Source organism: Haloferula luteola, from assembly GCF_014201715.1.
Taxonomy (GTDB): Bacteria; Verrucomicrobiota; Verrucomicrobiia; order Verrucomicrobiales; family Akkermansiaceae; genus Haloferula; species Haloferula luteola.
The window spans coordinates 145,021-159,607 of the sequence record NZ_JACHFD010000006.1 but is presented as its reverse complement, the minus strand read 5'-3'; the positions used below and the strand labels follow the sequence as shown (position 1 = coordinate 159,607).

At 57.8% G+C, this 14,587-nt stretch carries 18 protein-coding genes and 1 other RNA gene; 15 read left to right on the top strand and 4 right to left on the bottom strand.

All coding sequences use genetic code 11. From position 1 onward, the window contains the following. Nucleotides 1-35: 35 nt before the first annotated feature. Complete coding sequence (locus tag HNR46_RS07880; protein WP_184017508.1) at nucleotides 36-722, bottom strand: DUF4230 domain-containing protein; 687 nt, start codon at nucleotides 720-722, stop codon at nucleotides 36-38. A gap of 95 nt (nucleotides 723-817) precedes the next feature. Between HNR46_RS07880 and HNR46_RS07875 the strand changes: the two genes are divergently transcribed. From HNR46_RS07875 to HNR46_RS07865, 3 genes are all read left to right on the top strand, one after another. After that, nucleotides 818-1,354, top strand: coding sequence for a DUF456 domain-containing protein (locus tag HNR46_RS07875; protein ID WP_184017505.1), 537 nt, complete (start codon nucleotides 818-820; stop codon nucleotides 1,352-1,354). A 51-nt stretch (nucleotides 1,355-1,405) separates the two neighbouring features. Then, nucleotides 1,406-1,810: RNase P RNA component class A (gene rnpB / locus HNR46_RS07870), an RNA gene on the top strand. 102 nt (nucleotides 1,811-1,912) lie between these two features. Then, a complete protein-coding gene (locus HNR46_RS07865) occupies nucleotides 1,913-3,142 on the top strand; it encodes a tyrosine-type recombinase/integrase (RefSeq protein WP_184017503.1) in 1,230 nt (409 codons plus the stop codon). 89 nt (nucleotides 3,143-3,231) lie between these two features. Here HNR46_RS07865 and HNR46_RS07860 read toward each other — a convergent pair whose 3' ends face one another. Further along, entirely contained in the window at nucleotides 3,232-4,059 is an 828-nt protein-coding gene (locus HNR46_RS07860; protein WP_184017501.1) for an IS1 family transposase, read from the bottom strand. A gap of 115 nt (nucleotides 4,060-4,174) precedes the next feature. Between HNR46_RS07860 and HNR46_RS07855 the strand changes: the two genes are divergently transcribed. Both HNR46_RS07855 and HNR46_RS07850 read left to right on the top strand, forming a co-directional pair. Then, nucleotides 4,175-5,326 (top strand): helix-turn-helix domain-containing protein, encoded by a 1,152-nt coding sequence (locus HNR46_RS07855; RefSeq protein WP_184017499.1) that lies wholly within the window; start codon nucleotides 4,175-4,177, stop codon nucleotides 5,324-5,326. Nucleotides 5,327-5,343: 17 nt separating this feature from the next. Next, a complete protein-coding gene (locus HNR46_RS07850; protein WP_184017497.1) occupies nucleotides 5,344-5,823 on the top strand; it encodes a hypothetical protein in 480 nt (159 codons plus the stop codon). A 370-nt stretch (nucleotides 5,824-6,193) separates the two neighbouring features. Here HNR46_RS07850 and HNR46_RS07845 read toward each other — a convergent pair whose 3' ends face one another. Both HNR46_RS07845 and HNR46_RS07840 read right to left on the bottom strand, forming a co-directional pair. Beyond that, nucleotides 6,194-6,598 (bottom strand): hypothetical protein, encoded by a 405-nt coding sequence (locus HNR46_RS07845; protein ID WP_221285071.1) that lies wholly within the window; start codon nucleotides 6,596-6,598, stop codon nucleotides 6,194-6,196. A gap of 207 nt (nucleotides 6,599-6,805) precedes the next feature. Then, complete coding sequence (locus HNR46_RS07840; RefSeq protein WP_184017493.1) at nucleotides 6,806-7,585, bottom strand: S24 family peptidase; 780 nt, start codon at nucleotides 7,583-7,585, stop codon at nucleotides 6,806-6,808. A 98-nt stretch (nucleotides 7,586-7,683) separates the two neighbouring features. Between HNR46_RS07840 and HNR46_RS07835 the strand changes: the two genes are divergently transcribed. The 10 genes from HNR46_RS07835 (at nucleotide 7,684) to HNR46_RS07790 (ending at nucleotide 14,585) form a co-directional block, all read left to right on the top strand. Continuing rightward, nucleotides 7,684-7,863 carry a hypothetical protein gene (locus HNR46_RS07835; RefSeq protein WP_184017491.1) on the top strand — a complete coding sequence of 60 codons (180 nt, stop codon included), beginning with the start codon at nucleotides 7,684-7,686 and terminating at the stop codon, nucleotides 7,861-7,863. Between the two features lie 4 nt (nucleotides 7,864-7,867). Further along, a complete protein-coding gene (locus HNR46_RS07830) occupies nucleotides 7,868-8,056 on the top strand; it encodes a hypothetical protein (RefSeq protein WP_184017489.1) in 189 nt (62 codons plus the stop codon). Continuing rightward, nucleotides 8,056-8,292: a hypothetical protein gene (locus HNR46_RS07825; RefSeq protein ID WP_184017487.1), complete on the top strand. Its 237-nt coding sequence runs from the start codon at nucleotides 8,056-8,058 to the stop codon at nucleotides 8,290-8,292. Before HNR46_RS07830 ends, HNR46_RS07825 begins: the two co-directional genes overlap by 1 nt. Before the next feature lie 665 nt (nucleotides 8,293-8,957). After that, the gene (locus tag HNR46_RS07820; protein ID WP_221285070.1) at nucleotides 8,958-9,230 is read left to right on the top strand and encodes a hypothetical protein; all 273 of its coding nucleotides are present in this window, start codon (nucleotides 8,958-8,960) and stop codon (nucleotides 9,228-9,230) included. Nucleotides 9,231-9,244: 14 nt separating this feature from the next. Beyond that, nucleotides 9,245-10,300 carry a recombinase family protein gene (locus HNR46_RS07815; protein ID WP_184017484.1) on the top strand — a complete coding sequence of 352 codons (1,056 nt, stop codon included), beginning with the start codon at nucleotides 9,245-9,247 and terminating at the stop codon, nucleotides 10,298-10,300. 269 nt (nucleotides 10,301-10,569) lie between these two features. Further along, nucleotides 10,570-11,316: a hypothetical protein gene (locus HNR46_RS07810; protein WP_184017483.1), complete on the top strand. Its 747-nt coding sequence runs from the start codon at nucleotides 10,570-10,572 to the stop codon at nucleotides 11,314-11,316. Continuing rightward, nucleotides 11,313-12,026, top strand: a complete 714-nt coding sequence (locus tag HNR46_RS07805; RefSeq protein WP_184017481.1) for a YqaJ viral recombinase family protein — start codon at nucleotides 11,313-11,315, stop codon at nucleotides 12,024-12,026. Before HNR46_RS07810 ends, HNR46_RS07805 begins: the two co-directional genes overlap by 4 nt. Further along, a complete protein-coding gene (locus HNR46_RS07800) occupies nucleotides 11,978-13,678 on the top strand; it encodes a DNA cytosine methyltransferase (RefSeq protein ID WP_184017480.1) in 1,701 nt (566 codons plus the stop codon). The genes HNR46_RS07805 and HNR46_RS07800 overlap by 49 nt, the downstream gene beginning before the upstream one ends. Beyond that, entirely contained in the window at nucleotides 13,675-14,178 is a 504-nt protein-coding gene (locus HNR46_RS07795; protein WP_184017479.1) for a hypothetical protein, read from the top strand. Before HNR46_RS07800 ends, HNR46_RS07795 begins: the two co-directional genes overlap by 4 nt. Continuing rightward, nucleotides 14,175-14,585 (top strand): hypothetical protein, encoded by a 411-nt coding sequence (locus HNR46_RS07790; RefSeq protein ID WP_184017478.1) that lies wholly within the window; start codon nucleotides 14,175-14,177, stop codon nucleotides 14,583-14,585. The genes HNR46_RS07795 and HNR46_RS07790 overlap by 4 nt, the downstream gene beginning before the upstream one ends. The last annotated feature ends 2 nt before the right edge of the window (nucleotides 14,586-14,587 follow it).

The following is a 14,587-nucleotide window of genomic DNA, read 5'->3' as shown; positions in this document are numbered from 1 at the left end:
CTCTGAACTCGTTTTCCCCTGACCTGTTCTCCGGGTCAGGGGGGTTCTTGGGCGGGAACGTCTTGAAGTGGGGAGGACGTTGCGCGTTCGATCTCCACGTTCTCGACGCCCAGGAGGTCTCGAAGGCGCGTTTTGAGGGTGGAGTCGACCAGATCGAGGAGTCCGGATTTTTTCGCTTCGACGCGCATCTGTTGCCGGAGTTCGCGGAGCAAGGTCGAGCGATCTTCGGGAGTGATGGTGTTGGCCCAGCCGTCTTTTTCACTGAGCACCTCGAAATCGATGAGCTCGACGCCGAGAATATCAGCGGGGGGGAAGTGGGCGACGGTGCGGCCATTTTCCATACGCAGTGAGACGCCATCTTGCAGGCGGTAGCCTGCGGTGATGCGGTAGTTGCCACGGGCGACGAGCTTTTTGGTGCCGGCAGGGAGGTATTTCAGAACGTAGGTTTCGTTTTCGAAGCTACGGGTGGCCGACATGCGAAGTTCGACCAGTGCGAGTTCGCGGATGTCGTTTTGTGAGATGATCTCGGCGCGGCCTTCGACCACCCGGGTGTTGGAGTGGGTCAGTGCGGCGAGAACTTTGTCGAGGCTGCGCTCGATTCCCGAGGAAGTGCCACGGGTGAACCCCTCGACCGCGCGCACGCCGAGCCAGGCGATGGCGATGAAGGCGGCGATGATGGCCAGCAGGCGGAAGGTTTTCCACGCTTCAGAGCGGTGTTCCATGCTTCCTACAACGGAGCGGGTTGACGCATCTGTCAACGCCGGGGGGAGCGGTCGTTTCAGTTGCCTCAGGTCGCGGGCGAGAGTATCCGGCTGGCATGTGGGAATGGCTGACGAATCTTCCAATGTGGCATGGCGTCGGGGTAACAGGCGTTTGGGTGGTGACGATCTCTTTGTTGGCGATGGGGTTGGTGGGCTGTGTCGTTCCGGTGATTCCTGGTCACTTGTTCATTTTGGGAGCGGCGGTGTGGCATGGGCTCATTTTGGGAGAGGATTCAGGGGTGGAGTGGTGGACCTATGTGGTGTTGGGGTCGTTGTTGGTAGGATCGCAAGTGTTTGAGTGGGTGAGTGGTGCGGCGGGAGCGAAGTGGTTTGGAGGGACAAAGTGGGGGGCGGTCGGGGCGATGGTCGGGGCCTTGGTGGGGATGTTCTTCATGCCCTTTGGATTGGTGCTCGGTCCGTTGATTGGTGCCTATGGCTTTGAGGTCGCGTTTGCGCGGATCGGTCAACGAGAAGCCCTCCATTCAGGGGTGGGGTCCGCAGTGGGGACGGTGGCCTCGTTGGTGGTCAAACTGGTGGTGGGAATTCTCATGATCGTGTGGTTCGCGATCGACGTGCCGTTCATCGGTTCCTGAGGACGAGCGATTGTTCCTTGCACTTCAGCGGCGGATGAGGAGACTCCGCGCGCCGCTCCCCGGGCGATCGCTGGTGGGTTTTTCGAAATCCGCCAGAGGAAAGTCCGGACACCACAGGGCAGCGTGCCTCGTGAAAACGAGGGACGGTCGCGTCAAGGCGACTGGACGGAAAGTGCAGCAGAGAGCAAACCGCCGATGGCCCGCAAGGGAACAGGTAAGGGTGAAAGGGTGGGGTAAGAGCCCACCGCGCCGGAGGCAACGACGGTGGCACGGCAAACCCCGCGCGGTGCAAGACAGAACAGGGGAAGGGCTGCCCGTCCGTTGGATCCCCGGGTATTAGTCGCCCCCTGAAAAATCAGGGAAGTCGCTCGTAAAGAGCGTCTTAGAGAAATGATCGTCCGCCTGAGGGAATGGCCTCAGGATTGACAGAATCCGGCTTACAGGGGAGCGGCCCGCCCTTTCTGCTGACGCCTCGTCGAAAGTCTATGCCTGCCAAAATTGGTCTCATTGTGACAATTATGGGCTGATTTCCGGTGCAATAGGGTGTAAAATCCGGGCATGGAAACCATCCGATTCGGCAGCGCCATCGTCCGCGTCTATGAGCGAGGGGACGGGAAGTGGGCGCTAAAATGGCGTGAGGCCGGGAAAGGACGGGGGACTACAAAAACTAAATATGAAGACGCTGTCGAGGCTGCCAAGGCCCAAGCCAAGCGGCTCGACGGTGCCACGGGGAAGCAGTGGGTGACAGGCCAGGATGCCGAGGTGCTTGCGAAGCTGAAGGCAATTGCCGGCGATCGTTCTCCGTTCGCGGTGCTCGATGCCTGCGGTGATGCGCTGAGGCTGGCAGGAGGCTTGGCAGAACTGACCGCTGCGGCAGAGGCCTATGCGAAATCGAAACGCTCGCAGTGGACGTTGGGAGAGCTGTTCCGCCGCTTGGAGGATGAGTATCGGGAACACCGAAGGGCGCAGACGTGGAAGTCACTCAAAGTGGAGCTGAAGCCATTTGCGGATTCTTTGGCCGATCTTGGCCTTGGAGCGATCTCGCCGGATCTGATTGCAGAATGGTGCTCGCGGGGCACGCCGTCGCCCAGGACTTACAACAACCGTCGTGCGAAATGGAGCACGGCGCTCGGTCGCGCAAGGGAGCTGGGATGGATCGATCCGAACCAGCGGACGGCGGCGGAGATCGTGCCGAAGCGTCGGGAGGAACGAAAGTCGCCGTCCATCTGGCCGGTTCCGGACGGAGAGCGGATCTTGAGCCTGCTTCGAGAACAATCGCCGGATTTGATACGATATTTCGCGCTGCAATGCTGGGGAGGGCTGCGACCGTCGGAAGCGCAGGCGATCCGGCTCGACGATCTCACCTCCCATCCGGGCTACGTTCACGTTCGAGCCGCTGTCGCCGGCAAGCTGGGAGCTGAGCGGTTCGTGCCGATGCGGCCAAATTTGGCGGCGATTCTGGGAACGCTGCCGTCTGAGGCCGACGTGTTGATACCGCCCTCACGTGATCCAAGTCGGAAAAAGCGCGATGAGGAGAGGCTGAGGGTGTTCGCGGCGCCGCTCAACGCCGATACGCGGCTGTCGGGGCTGGTGAGGGAGGCTGGAATCCTAGATCGGTGGCCGAATGACGTCTGCCGTCACTCATTCTGCAGCTACCGATTGGCTCAGACCCATTCGATCGGAAAGGTGGCAGAGGAAGCTGGGAACTCCGAGGCGATAATCCGTCGCAACTACCGGCGTCCGGTTCCGGTGGAAGTGGGGGAAGCGTGGTTCAAGATCGGGCTATGAGTGCTACGTGTTTACGGGAAGATGAAAGCGATGGTGAGGATCATGGTTTCTCCTTGGGTCCGTCCTTCGGATCGGGTAGTGGTACAGTTTCAATCGAGAAGGGCAACGACCTCTTCGAGTGACCAGACGTGATTGCTCACTCCAGCCTCCATCGCAGGGGTGACGCGGAGCGTCTGATGGATACGGCAGAAATTGTAATGCATGTAGTGGAGCGCGATGGCGTGTTCGTGGTTCTCAAGCTTCTTGCTGAAACTATTCGTCAGGCGGGTGAAACGCCGCATCCCCATCCGCATGGTGAGGTTCTGACGTTCGACGTAAGAAGTGGAAACGTGCTTCTTGTCGGGCTTGCCAGTGATGTCCACCTTCTTGGCTCCGGTGCATTCAGCAGGGCTGTATTTGCGCTCCGGGGATTTGTCGCTGGTCGCCCCATACTGTTTCACAAGCATGGCGTAATTGATTTCCGTTCCGAATGCTTCTTCCACAGCATCCAGGTATGCCCTGTGGCCGTCCGTTGTAAGTTGGACGCGATTGGCGAGGCGGGCAGCAAGGTCTTGCATGAAGTCCCAAGCGAAGCCCGCGTCACGCCCTCCGACATGCCAGCAGGGAACCAGCTTCGTGTCGGCGCAAAGGGCAACCCAAGTCCAAGCATCGCCCCATCCCTCCGCCTTTTTTTCGGCGCTGGCGTTCTTTCCCTTAGCTCCGACGAACGACCAGATTTCATCGCAGTGGATGCGCTTGCAGGGGAGGTTGCGGAAAACCTTGGCCTGATAGTTGGAGCAGGCCGCACCGAGGTCCGAAAGGAGCTTCATGACCGTAGTGCGATGGACGCCAGTCATCCGGGTGATCGAGCGGAGGGAGTTTCCCTCAACCAGCATAGAAACGACCATCCTGCGTTTCTCGGTGCTCAGCTTGTTCATGGGCGGATGGTGGCATCACCACCTCCTCGGTCAAGCATTATGTTACAGTTTGCGAAAACGGACAATTTCCCGATTGACCACGATGCTTGGATTTCCTAAGGCTTCCGGCACACCCATGCCAGACCTTTTCAATACCTCAGAATACCGAACGCCAGGCCAGCTGATCAAAGATCGGCTTGAGGAGCTTGGCTGGACTCAGCGGGTGCTGGCCATCGTCCTTGGAATGGATGAGGGCGGCATCAACAAAATTATTTCCGGGAAGCGCCCTTTGGACGCCTCCAACGCGATCGCAATCGGCGACGTACTGGGCATCGAGCCAGCAAAGCTCATGGCGATCCAAGCTGATTACTCGCTTAAGCAGGCCGAGTTAATCGAGCGACCCGACCCTGGACGGGCGACGAGGGCAAAGTTGTTCGGCAGCCTTCCCATCGCAGATATGATCAAGCGTGGATGGCTTGACGCTGAAAACATGCGCGATGTCCCGAAGGTTGAATCGGCCTTAACCAAGTTCTTCGGCTGTGAGTCTGCCGAGGAGATCGAGATCCTTCCGCATGCGGCCAAGAAAACGAATGTGAACACCCCGGCGACGCCGGCTCAATTGGCTTGGCTATATCGTGTCAGGCAGATCGCGGCCGAAATGATTGTTCCCCCCTACACGTTAAAAAAGGGACAATCTGCGGTGACAAAGCTGCGAGCTCTGAGGGTTTCGGCGGATGCCGTGCGCAAGGTTCCTCGCATTCTGATGGAATCAGGAATCCGTTTCGTTATCGTCGAATCCCTCCCCGGCGCGAAGATCGATGGTGTATGCTTTTGGTTAAACGAAAGATCGCCAGTAATCGGGATGACTCTTCGATTCGACCGGCTTGATAACTTCTGGTTCGTGCTTCGGCATGAGCTTGAGCACGTTATTCAAGGCCATGGCCGCGAACAAATGATGCTCGATGCCGAGCTTGAGGGCGAGAATGCAGGTAGCGGTGCAGACATTCCCGAAGAGGAGCGCGTTGCCAACGAAGCCGCTTCTAACTTCTGCGTTCCGGAGAAAAACATGCAGAGCTTTATTAAGCGTAAGGCCCCTCTCTTTTCGGAGAGAGATCTTCTGGGGTTCTCCCGAAGCTTAGAAATTCATCCCGGAATTGTAGTGGGACAACTCCAACATAAAACCGGACGGTATGAGATATTCCGAAAGTATCTCACGAATGTCCGTGAGAAAGTTGCTCCCTCGGCTTACATCGACGGTTGGGGCGAAATTCACCCAGTCGAAAACTGATCACCAACAATCCAGCTATGGAGACTAAACACCAGAAAATGCAGGCATTCATTCGTCACTACAAAAACAAGACGAATGAGAAGGAAGTGGACATGCACAAGGTTGCCGACATGGCTGCCAAAATGGGATGGAAGCTTCCAAAACCGGCCACCGCGCTCGACTTGCTAGCCAGAGAGTTCTCTAAGGCGGCAAGGGAAGAGACGCGCGTGGACAATGTCACAGGTCAACCCTATCGGGTAAATCACGCCTACAAGGCTGATTCAAACGGCAACCTTGTGCTGTGGATTGATATCGATGAAGCACCTCGTGGACCGATGCTCAAATCGGCGATCAATCGTCGTGAGCAAGTAGTGGGCGACCTTGTACAGCTTACGCTCGACTTGGATCACTGGAATCGAGTGAATCCCGCTGAAGATCCAATCGAGATGGAAAATGACTTTACTGAAGACGTGCAGTGGAGATTGAACGGTGGCGACGCTCAAGAAGACGTTGCTTAGTCCTTCTTTTTCCACCGCGCCAACGCTGCAATACGGGCGATCTCGGAGCGTTGCTCTTTTGTCAGCGCCCGCGCCCTTGCTTTGCCACCCTTTAGTCCGCCCTTCCTTCCAAGCTCAATAGCGGCTTTGTCCTTCCCGCTGTCGTCAGGCGGAGTTTCTTCCTGAGTGTCCCCTGTGGATTGATCCACGATAAACTTCGCGAGCTGATTGGGGTCGCGTGGTCGTTTTCGTGAGCGGTCAGGCATGGCCTACGCTCCCACGGATCGCGTCCCGATTCAAGCGGCCTGAAAAAACCCGGATTTACACTGTACCACTACCTCGGATCGCGGGGCATGGACGGGGCAGTAATTACGGTGTATAGGAGAAAGATTCAAACTGGGCCATCACCCAGTAGTTGGTCCGCTGCTTCTAACTTCATCCGTTGGCGTTCTTTTTGATCGAACACCTTGGCGTCCACCTCAGCACAGTAGCGGTGAAATTCTGTCATCGCGTGCTCGGACACCTCGTTTCTTTCAGGCGCCACAGTAGTCTCGCCGAATGGTACCGTGGTCATGAAGTTCGGAACATTGAGCTCTGCCTGGGTGGCTGGTGCCGCCTCAAGCTGCGGATTCTCAGAAATGGCCGGAGTATCGGACTGCATCTCGGTTTGTCGTTGGTCGAGCCTGATCTTGGTTTCAACCGTCATCAGTTCCACCAAATGGCTGTAATCCCGCTCTGCTATCAACTCCGCTGAATCAGCAATTCGAAGGAGTGCGGAAAGGGCAACAGATAGCACCCAACATGAAATCGCAGATGGGAGCGCCCAAATTGAGATCCATAATAGGGCGGAATTTTTGCCTTCTGTGGCTCCATAAAGCAAGAGGCATCCTCCGGCGAAGAATAGAGCGATGAGGCCGAAAAGACTAAGTGCAGCAACAGCTGGATGAGAATGCTTATCTGACACACGGAAATCTAACGGTCGATTTCCCAGGGAGGCAAGGCATCACTTGTTGTCCGCTTTGTCCAGCCAACCCAGCCACTCGATTGGTTCTTTGACGACGATATCGGGATGGGATCGATTCAGGGATTTGAGAACTGGCACCTTGGTCTTTCCGTCTCGCGGCGAAACGTACGAGAGACCAGCTTCGATCTCTTCCTGCGTAGCCACGCGGGTCTGATAGACCTTCAGCGCCTTCTCGCCCCCGCAGTCGAACAGGTAAATTTGGCCCTTTTTGAGGGTGGGGTTGGTGAGGGTGTTCCGTTCGCGCAGGATCACGACTGAGCCGTCGGGATAGTTCGGCGCCATAGAGTCACCATGCAGTTGGCAAGCGAAGCGTCCTGGGCCGACTTGGCGGTTCGGAGTCCAGGTGTCACCATCGGTGTGGACTGGTGAGCCAGCTGCTGCGTGGAGGAGGGTGATCTCGGGGAAGGCTAAGATGGAGTCGCAGTCTCCGGCGGATTCCGAGCTTGAGACGAGTTGTCGGGCATTCGCAATCACAGCGTCGCGCATGAAGTCGCGAAGGCTCTTGTAGCCCTCCTGGTCCATTGCTTGGCGAATTATCTTCGCCTCACCGAAAGAGAACTGAGGCTCTCCAAGGAGATCGTCGCACATCAGCCTCTCAATGAGCCGCAAAGTCGGCTCGGGGATGGGCTTGCGTTTATTCGCGGCAAGCCAGTTCGCAATCGTGCCCTTAGCTGCGCCCGTCTGCTCAGCGAGCCAATCCCTATCCCGGCGATTGTCATCCAGCCAACGTTGGATCTCCTGAGGAGTAATGGATTCCATGTCTCGATAGTCGCAAATTGAGAACGAAATGCAAAAGAAATTCATTCAAAGTGAATTTTGGGGTTGCGAGAGTTCTCAAAAGGAAGTCTTTTCGGGTCATGCGATCACCAATTGCGAATCCGCCTGCCCCAGAGTGGGCCGAGGGCCTCCCTGAAGAGGTCGTCCGCGCAGTCCGCCAAGAGGCCATCCGCCGTGGCGTCCGCGCTATCGAGATCGTCCGAGAGTGGACGATTCAAGCTGCTCAATCCCTCACCTCGAAAAGCGAGAAGTCGGCCTGATCCGATGAAACCGACCCTATCGAAAGTCGCCGCCGTGCTGCGCGGTTCCCTGCGAATCCGCAAAGACGAGCCCGCGCCGCCGATGCCGGCGAGCCTCCCGGCCTATCTTGAGCGCCACTTCGCCGCTCAAGACCGTGGCGACTTCAACGGGCTGCGAAACCTCCCGACCGAACGCTACCCGAAGACCGCGTGATGAAGCTCCAACCCATGGCGACCATCTGCCGTTTCATCGGCAAGCGCCCGAAAGACTCTCAACAATTGCTCGATTGCGGTCTGCCGGTGGCCCGGATCCCCGGGGATCGTAAGCATACTCCGCGGGTGGTGCCTGCGGCCTTCTTCCGCTGGATGGCGGACCGGGCAGGCGGGGAGGTGACGGAAGATGACATTAGGCGGGACTTCGAGGACTTCTTGAAAGGAGGGAAGGCGTGAGCGGCACCTCCCACCTCAACCATTTCTCCCAGCTCAATGAACGCATGGGTGGCGACCATGGAAAACAATGCCCCTCCCGGGTGGGGGTTAAATCGATCCGTTCATGGGCTGGGAGCCCAATCGAAAAGCCCCCGACCAGCTGCAACCGGTCGAGGGCAAGTGAACTGAATAACAAACAGAACAAACGCAAATGAGCACCGAACAAGACCAACGTCAAGATCTGCCAGCGTGGCAGGTGGACGCAACCCGTGAGATGAGGGAAATTACCGCTCGCCTCCGTGATGAGTTCCCTGATCTGCGACTGTGTCCAGTAGGACTCACAGGAGGAACGTTCTTCACCACCTGTAACATTCCGCCCCGTTATCCTATCATTGAAGGTGATAGTCTGGGTGAGCTTGAGCAAGCTGTTGCGAGGTTCGCAGGAAAGGAGGCTTCATGATTCCGTCCAGCGCTGCCCTGTTTTTCTGCGGGGTAATCCTCTTCGCCGTCTCCTTCTTCTTCGGATGGTGTCTGCATGCACTCTGGTCGGCCGGAAGGGTAGCCCGCGCCGTCGAGCTGGCCCGCCGGGAAACTGAAAATCTGTTTCACGCTCACGGGGTGCGAGATCCCCGAGAGGCAACCTCAGCACGTATCCAGTGAGCTCGATCAACTTAAATAACGAACGCATGGAGGCGTTCCTCGACACGATCGCGGACCAGGTGCGCGAAGCCCTACACGAGCGCTCAGACGATATCCTCAAGGCATGGCACGAGAACATTGAGGAGGCACAGGAGAACGCGAAGGACTTCCCGCCGCTCAAAGTGGCAATGTCAGCTGCCGTCGATATCGAAGCCGCTCGTATCGAGACCTCCATCAGCTTCACCGCGAAGTATCAGACCAAACTATCGGCACCATTGCCGGACCCAAACCAGCCCGAACTACCGGGCGTTGAATCCTGAATTTCCAAGATCCAATGCAGACTTTATCAAAATCACCCGCCGATTTGGCTCCCTATCAGCCTTCTTCTGAGTTCCCTTCTACTGGGCTCAGCATCTTCGACAGTGGAGCCTTTGAACGCCTCTATCAGGTTGCACATGCTCTCGCAGCAAGCTCCTTGGTGCCGAAGACGCTCTGTGAGGACAAATCCGGACCCTATTCGCCCGAGAAGATCGCAGCCAATTGCTTGCGTGTCGTCGAGCAAGCGTCCCGTTGGCAACTTTCACCCTTTGCTGTTCTCGATTGCGCAAGTGTCGTCCACGGGCGCCTCATGTGGGAAGGTAAGCTGGTCGCATCGGTCATTGATGCGAAGCTAGGGATTCGGCTCGACTACGAATACTCCGGAAGCGGTAAGCAGAAGAAAGTCGTCGTCTCAGGTCATTTCCCCGATGAAGACAACCCTCGGACTATTGAGGGCACCGTGGCGCAATGGGAAACCACCGGCAATGGATCCCCTTGGGCGAACCCCGACAATTGGGAACGTCAGCTCGCCTACCGTGGAGCCCGTGAATGGGCACGGCGCCATGCTCCAGCTGTGATGCTCGGGGTCTATTCTCCTGACGAATTCGAGCCGGAACCTATGCGAGACGTCACTCCGCGGCGCGCGATTACCCGCAAGCAAGCGATCGATCCGCAAGCCGAGATCGTGCCAAACGAAGCTGAGGGAGGCGTTGAAGGTGGAAGACAAGTGGCTGAGGCGAAAGCTGAGAACCCTGCTCAGATCCATCCCAACCCATCGATCACGCCTGCCTCAGGTCGGCAAAAAAAGGATCGCATTCATCGAGATGGGAGATTCCGAAGCCTGAGTGAGAAACAGACCGAATCCGGGAACCCCTTTTGGGTCGCAAACTTCAACATCGGGGGCAAATCCATCGATCTATCGACCTTCTCCTCCTCCCTGGGTGAGGATTTGAGCCGACTAGATCAAGGCACAGCTGTGCGCCTTACGATCACCTCAAGCACGAAGGGGCAGTTTACACTGGAAGACTACCAGCTCCTCGAGAACTCAAACGCGGAAGGGGATTTGCTGTGAAGGTTATTGCTGCAACGCCCCGAACCGAGGAAGAGTTCAAGCTGATCCCGCTTGAGGTGGAGACGAAGGGAGAGGTGCTCGCCTCGAACATCGTCGAGTTCCGGGAGATGGTCCGTGCCGCTCTCGGGAGGATCAATCGAGACCCGAAGACAGACGAGGAATTTGGCCAAGCCGATTCCAATATCAAAGCTCTGAAGGTGGCGGAAGAATCCATCTCGAAGGCCATCGAAGAGATGGACCAAGGCGATGTTGCCAAACTGAAGGCTTCGTTGAAGGAGGCCGGAGAAGAAGTGAGACGTGCGAGGCTCGATCTCGACAAGCTGGTGAAGGCGAAGAAGCAGGAGGTGCGAGATAAGCACATCGCTGACGCAATTGAGCGGATCGAATGGGACGCACCGGTCAGCCAGCGTGAGCGCACTTTCGGCGGTGAGCTGGAAGCTGTGATCAAAGGCAAGAGAGTGCTCAAGTCCATCATCAAGGACCTCAAGACGACGGTGGCCATCATCAATGGCAGGATCTCGAAAGCGAAAGCGATCCTCGACGAGTTCGAGGGCGTCCACGGTCGCGAGCTGATTATGGATCGTCAGTCGCTCGAAACGAAGACGCCCGACCAGGTGGAGGCCGAACTACGCCGCCGCCTCGATGTGAAGCGTGCCGAGGACGAGAAGCGCAAGGCACAAGAAGAAGCCGCGAAGGCTCGCGCCGAAGCTGAGGCGGCGAAAGCAGAGACTGTGAAGCAGGCGCAGGCACCCAAGATGGAGGGCGCTTCGGTGATCGCCCCGTCACTCGACGATTCACCTTTCGCACGGAAACCGAAACCTCAGGAGGCCTCGGATGCCGACATGGATGCAGCATCGGAATGGACTGTGTTCGAGTCCGCGGTGGTGATGGCCTTTGGCCCGATCAAATCTGCCAAGGCGAACCTCAAGCATCCGTCGAATGTCGAACGGGCAACGAAGTTTGCTTCAGCGGTCAATGCAGCGTGGCACGCAGCGAAAGAGGGAGGTGCTCAGTGAAGATCATCACAGGAATTCACCAAGGGCACGAGGAGTGGGATCAGCTCCGCGCCGTCCGTCCCACGGCGTCTGAGTTCGGCAAGATACTCACTGGCGGTGGGAAGGCCTCCGGCCAGCGCGAGGCCTACATGCGAAGATTGGCTATCAGCACCAAGTATGACCTTCCGAAATGGACAGGGAACAAGTGGACAGATCGAGGTCAGGCGCTTGAACCCGAAGCTCGCGATAGGTTTCGCGAGGAGACCGGTTTCAACGTCCGCGAGGTTGCCTTCATCCAGAGCGACCATTGCATGGCGGGCGGCTCGCCTGACGGCCTGATCTACGACATGTTCGGTGATCTCGGTGAAGCTGTGTCCGGTATCGAAATTAAGTGCTTCAACCTCGATAAGCACCTCTCGATCCTAGAAAAAGGAGAGCTTCCGACTGAGAACATACCTCAGGTCCACGGCCACCTTTGGCTCTCAGGGTTCGATGCGTGGGCGTTTGTTCTCTATTGCCCAGAGGCGTACCCACTCGATTTCAAAGTGATCGAAGTGCGGCGAAATGCCTACACTGAGCAGCTTGGTGAGCACGTGACCCAATTCTGCGCGGAGCTGATCGAGCGGACGCCTGAGTTTCTCGAGGAGTTCGAAGCCGATCATATCCATAAGCCGGTGCTGGAATGTATGCCTTCGATCTGTCGTTCACTTGGGATGGAGGTGGCGGCGTGAGCTTTCACATTGCAGACCTCTTCTGTGGGGCTGGCGGGACATCTGCCGGCGCGATGGAAGCCATCGAGGCTATGGGGAAGCGCCCCTCCTTGACGGCGATCAATCACTGGCCGCGAGCGATCGAAACGCATACGGCGAATCATCCCGATGCGCGGCATCTCTGCACGGGCATCGACGCAGTGAATCCTCGCGAACTCTTTGGCGAGGGCGAGCTGGATCTGCTGTGGGCGAGCCCGGAATGCACTCACCACTCCATCGCGAGGGGCGGAAAGCCGATCAATGACCAAAGCCGCGCCACCGCGTGGTGCGTAGTCCGGTGGGCTGAGGCCCTCAGGCCTCCGGTGATTTTGATTGAGAATGTTCCCGAGTTCCAGACCTGGGGGCCAATCGGCAGCAAAGGGCGTCCGCTCGCCTCCAAAAAGGGGGAGACGTTTCAGGCTTGGCTGGCCGCTCTCAGATCTCTGGGATACAAGACCGATTTTCGGCTCTTGTGTGCCGCCGACTACGGCGATCCAACAACTCGGACGCGGCTTTTTGTTCAAGCGGTGCGCGGCCGGAGGAAAATCGTGTGGCCAGAGAAGACACACTCGAAGGGTGATGACCTGTTTGCAACACGCCGCTGGACTCCAGCGCGGGAGATCATCGACTGGTCGCTGCCGGCCGGTTCGATCTACGAGCGGAAGCGTCCACTGAGCGACAAGACCATGGCTCGGATCATGGCGGGGCTGAAGAAGTTCGGGCTGGGACCGTTCATCACGCCGGGCAATGGCGAGAGACCAACGCAGGCGCCGCGTGTCCACGGGCTCGGCGAACCTCTGCCAACTGTCACTGCTCAGGGGCACCTTCATTTGGCGGAGCCGTTCATCGTCGCTTGGGACAACCAAAGCGGGGGACCGGGAGGAGGCATCAGTTCGATTGAAGAACCGATCTCGACTGTGGTCACAAAAGCGAGACACGGAGTGGCTGAGCCCTTCCTTGTCGAGCTGCGCGGCACGGCCGCTGGGCAGATCAACAGCACGGCCCGGAGTCTCAGTAATCCAGCTCCCACCGTCACGGCAGGGGGTGCCCACTTGGGACTTGTTGAGCCATTCCTGATCAAGACCGCGAACGGCATGAGCCGTGCCGGGGAGGCGAGTCGCGTCAAGTCGCTCAATGATCCCACCCCGACCATCTGCGGCGAGCGTGGAGATCTCGCGCTAATTGAACCTCATCTCCTCCCACAGCAGAGCGACGGAAGGCTGCGTCCGATCAGTGAACCAGCTCCGACCGTGGCGACATCAGGAGCAATTGCTCTCGTGGAGCCGTTCCTTGTTTCGTTCTACGGGAACGGTCAACCACATGACATCGACCAGCCAGCACCAACCGTCACCTGCAAGGACAGGTTCGGCCTGGTCCGTCCGGTGATCGACATTGATGGCAACCGCTACTTGCTCGACATCCGTTTTCGAATGCTTCAACCGCACGAATTGGCGGCGGCGCAAGGATTCCCATCCCACTACCAATTCACCGGCACGAAGACTGATCAGGTGAAGCAGATTGGGAATGCGGTTCCTCGTCGGCTCGCTCGAGCTCTGGTGGCCGCAGTTGTTGGGCAACGTGAGGACGTTTCGCACCTCGTGGACGCAGAGGAAGGGAAGGAGGCCGCTGCATGAGCGATCAACTCAATCTCGATCTCGAAGGCAATGACTTCGAGACGCGCCTGCGCTTCCAGTGGTCGGAGAATGCGCGTCGGCAGCGTGAATTTTGGACGCCTGAGCGCCTTTGCCTCTCATGGATGCAGGGAACAACGCCCAATGATTCAGACATGCGATGGTGGGTGGCTCAGCCTGCCTACCGTCGGCGATATTGGCTCGATCTCCACCAAAGGGCAAAGCAGCAGGCGGCTCAGTCGCGTCGAGCGATCGCACCTTTCCACATTTTCGAGGCTGAGGTTTTTGAGAATGCCGCGATCATTGAGCGTCAGGACGAGGCGCTGACGGTGCGATTCCTTGACTGGATTCGCGAAGACTTCAAAGCGGGGAGGTCCTGCTCGATTGACGTCAGCACTGCAAGCCCGGGACAACGTCACCGCTCGCAAGCGTGCCTGGATGAAGCAATACGACGGGCAGGAATCCCGGCTGAGTGCCTTGGAGTTGAGAGGAGGTCCGCATGAAATCTGGAGACCGCAATAAGCTTCAGCTCCTGCAGATTCTCCGGAGTATCTTCGGCGACTCGGTCTCAACGGAGCACCGGTTTCACGCGACGAGGCGTTGGCGGTTCGACTTCGCAGTGCCAAACAAGATGCTCGCGGTCGAATATAACGGGCACGGCCAGACCGGCGGCGGGCACATCGGACGGCACGCATCCATCACGGGTATGTCCGGTGACTGTGAGAAGCTCAACGAAGCCCAGCGGCTTGGGTGGAAGGTGCTCCAATTCACGGCACTTCATTTTCAGGAGAAGGATCGAGCTACGCACAAGCTGACCTCTCCACTTGAGACAATTCGTGCAGCAGCAGATTTCGCCCCAACTGAATCGGCCCGACTCTCTAGTTCTGGAACCCAGGGCACTCTTTTCTGACT

Excerpts from the sequence above, each read along its gene's own strand:
- HNR46_RS07880 (WP_184017508.1), bottom strand. The coding sequence starts at position 722 with ATGGAACACCGCTCTGAAGCGTGGAAAACCTTCCGCCTGCTGGCCATC.
- HNR46_RS07875 (WP_184017505.1), top strand. The coding sequence starts at position 818 with ATGTGGGAATGGCTGACGAATCTTCCAATGTGGCATGGCGTCGGGGTA.
- HNR46_RS07865 (WP_184017503.1), top strand. The coding sequence starts at position 1,913 with ATGGAAACCATCCGATTCGGCAGCGCCATCGTCCGCGTCTATGAGCGA.
- HNR46_RS07860 (WP_184017501.1), bottom strand. The coding sequence starts at position 4,059 with ATGAACAAGCTGAGCACCGAGAAACGCAGGATGGTCGTTTCTATGCTG.
- HNR46_RS07855 (WP_184017499.1), top strand. The coding sequence starts at position 4,175 with ATGCCAGACCTTTTCAATACCTCAGAATACCGAACGCCAGGCCAGCTG.
- HNR46_RS07850 (WP_184017497.1), top strand. The coding sequence starts at position 5,344 with ATGGAGACTAAACACCAGAAAATGCAGGCATTCATTCGTCACTACAAA.
- HNR46_RS07840 (WP_184017493.1), bottom strand. The coding sequence starts at position 7,585 with ATGGAATCCATTACTCCTCAGGAGATCCAACGTTGGCTGGATGACAAT.
- HNR46_RS07835 (WP_184017491.1), top strand. The coding sequence starts at position 7,684 with ATGCGATCACCAATTGCGAATCCGCCTGCCCCAGAGTGGGCCGAGGGC.
- HNR46_RS07830 (WP_184017489.1), top strand. The coding sequence starts at position 7,868 with ATGAAACCGACCCTATCGAAAGTCGCCGCCGTGCTGCGCGGTTCCCTG.
- HNR46_RS07825 (WP_184017487.1), top strand. The coding sequence starts at position 8,056 with ATGAAGCTCCAACCCATGGCGACCATCTGCCGTTTCATCGGCAAGCGC.
- HNR46_RS07820 (WP_221285070.1), top strand. The coding sequence starts at position 8,958 with ATGGAGGCGTTCCTCGACACGATCGCGGACCAGGTGCGCGAAGCCCTA.
- HNR46_RS07815 (WP_184017484.1), top strand. The coding sequence starts at position 9,245 with ATGCAGACTTTATCAAAATCACCCGCCGATTTGGCTCCCTATCAGCCT.
- HNR46_RS07800 (WP_184017480.1), top strand. The coding sequence starts at position 11,978 with ATGTATGCCTTCGATCTGTCGTTCACTTGGGATGGAGGTGGCGGCGTG.
- HNR46_RS07795 (WP_184017479.1), top strand. The coding sequence starts at position 13,675 with ATGAGCGATCAACTCAATCTCGATCTCGAAGGCAATGACTTCGAGACG.
- HNR46_RS07790 (WP_184017478.1), top strand. The coding sequence starts at position 14,175 with ATGAAATCTGGAGACCGCAATAAGCTTCAGCTCCTGCAGATTCTCCGG.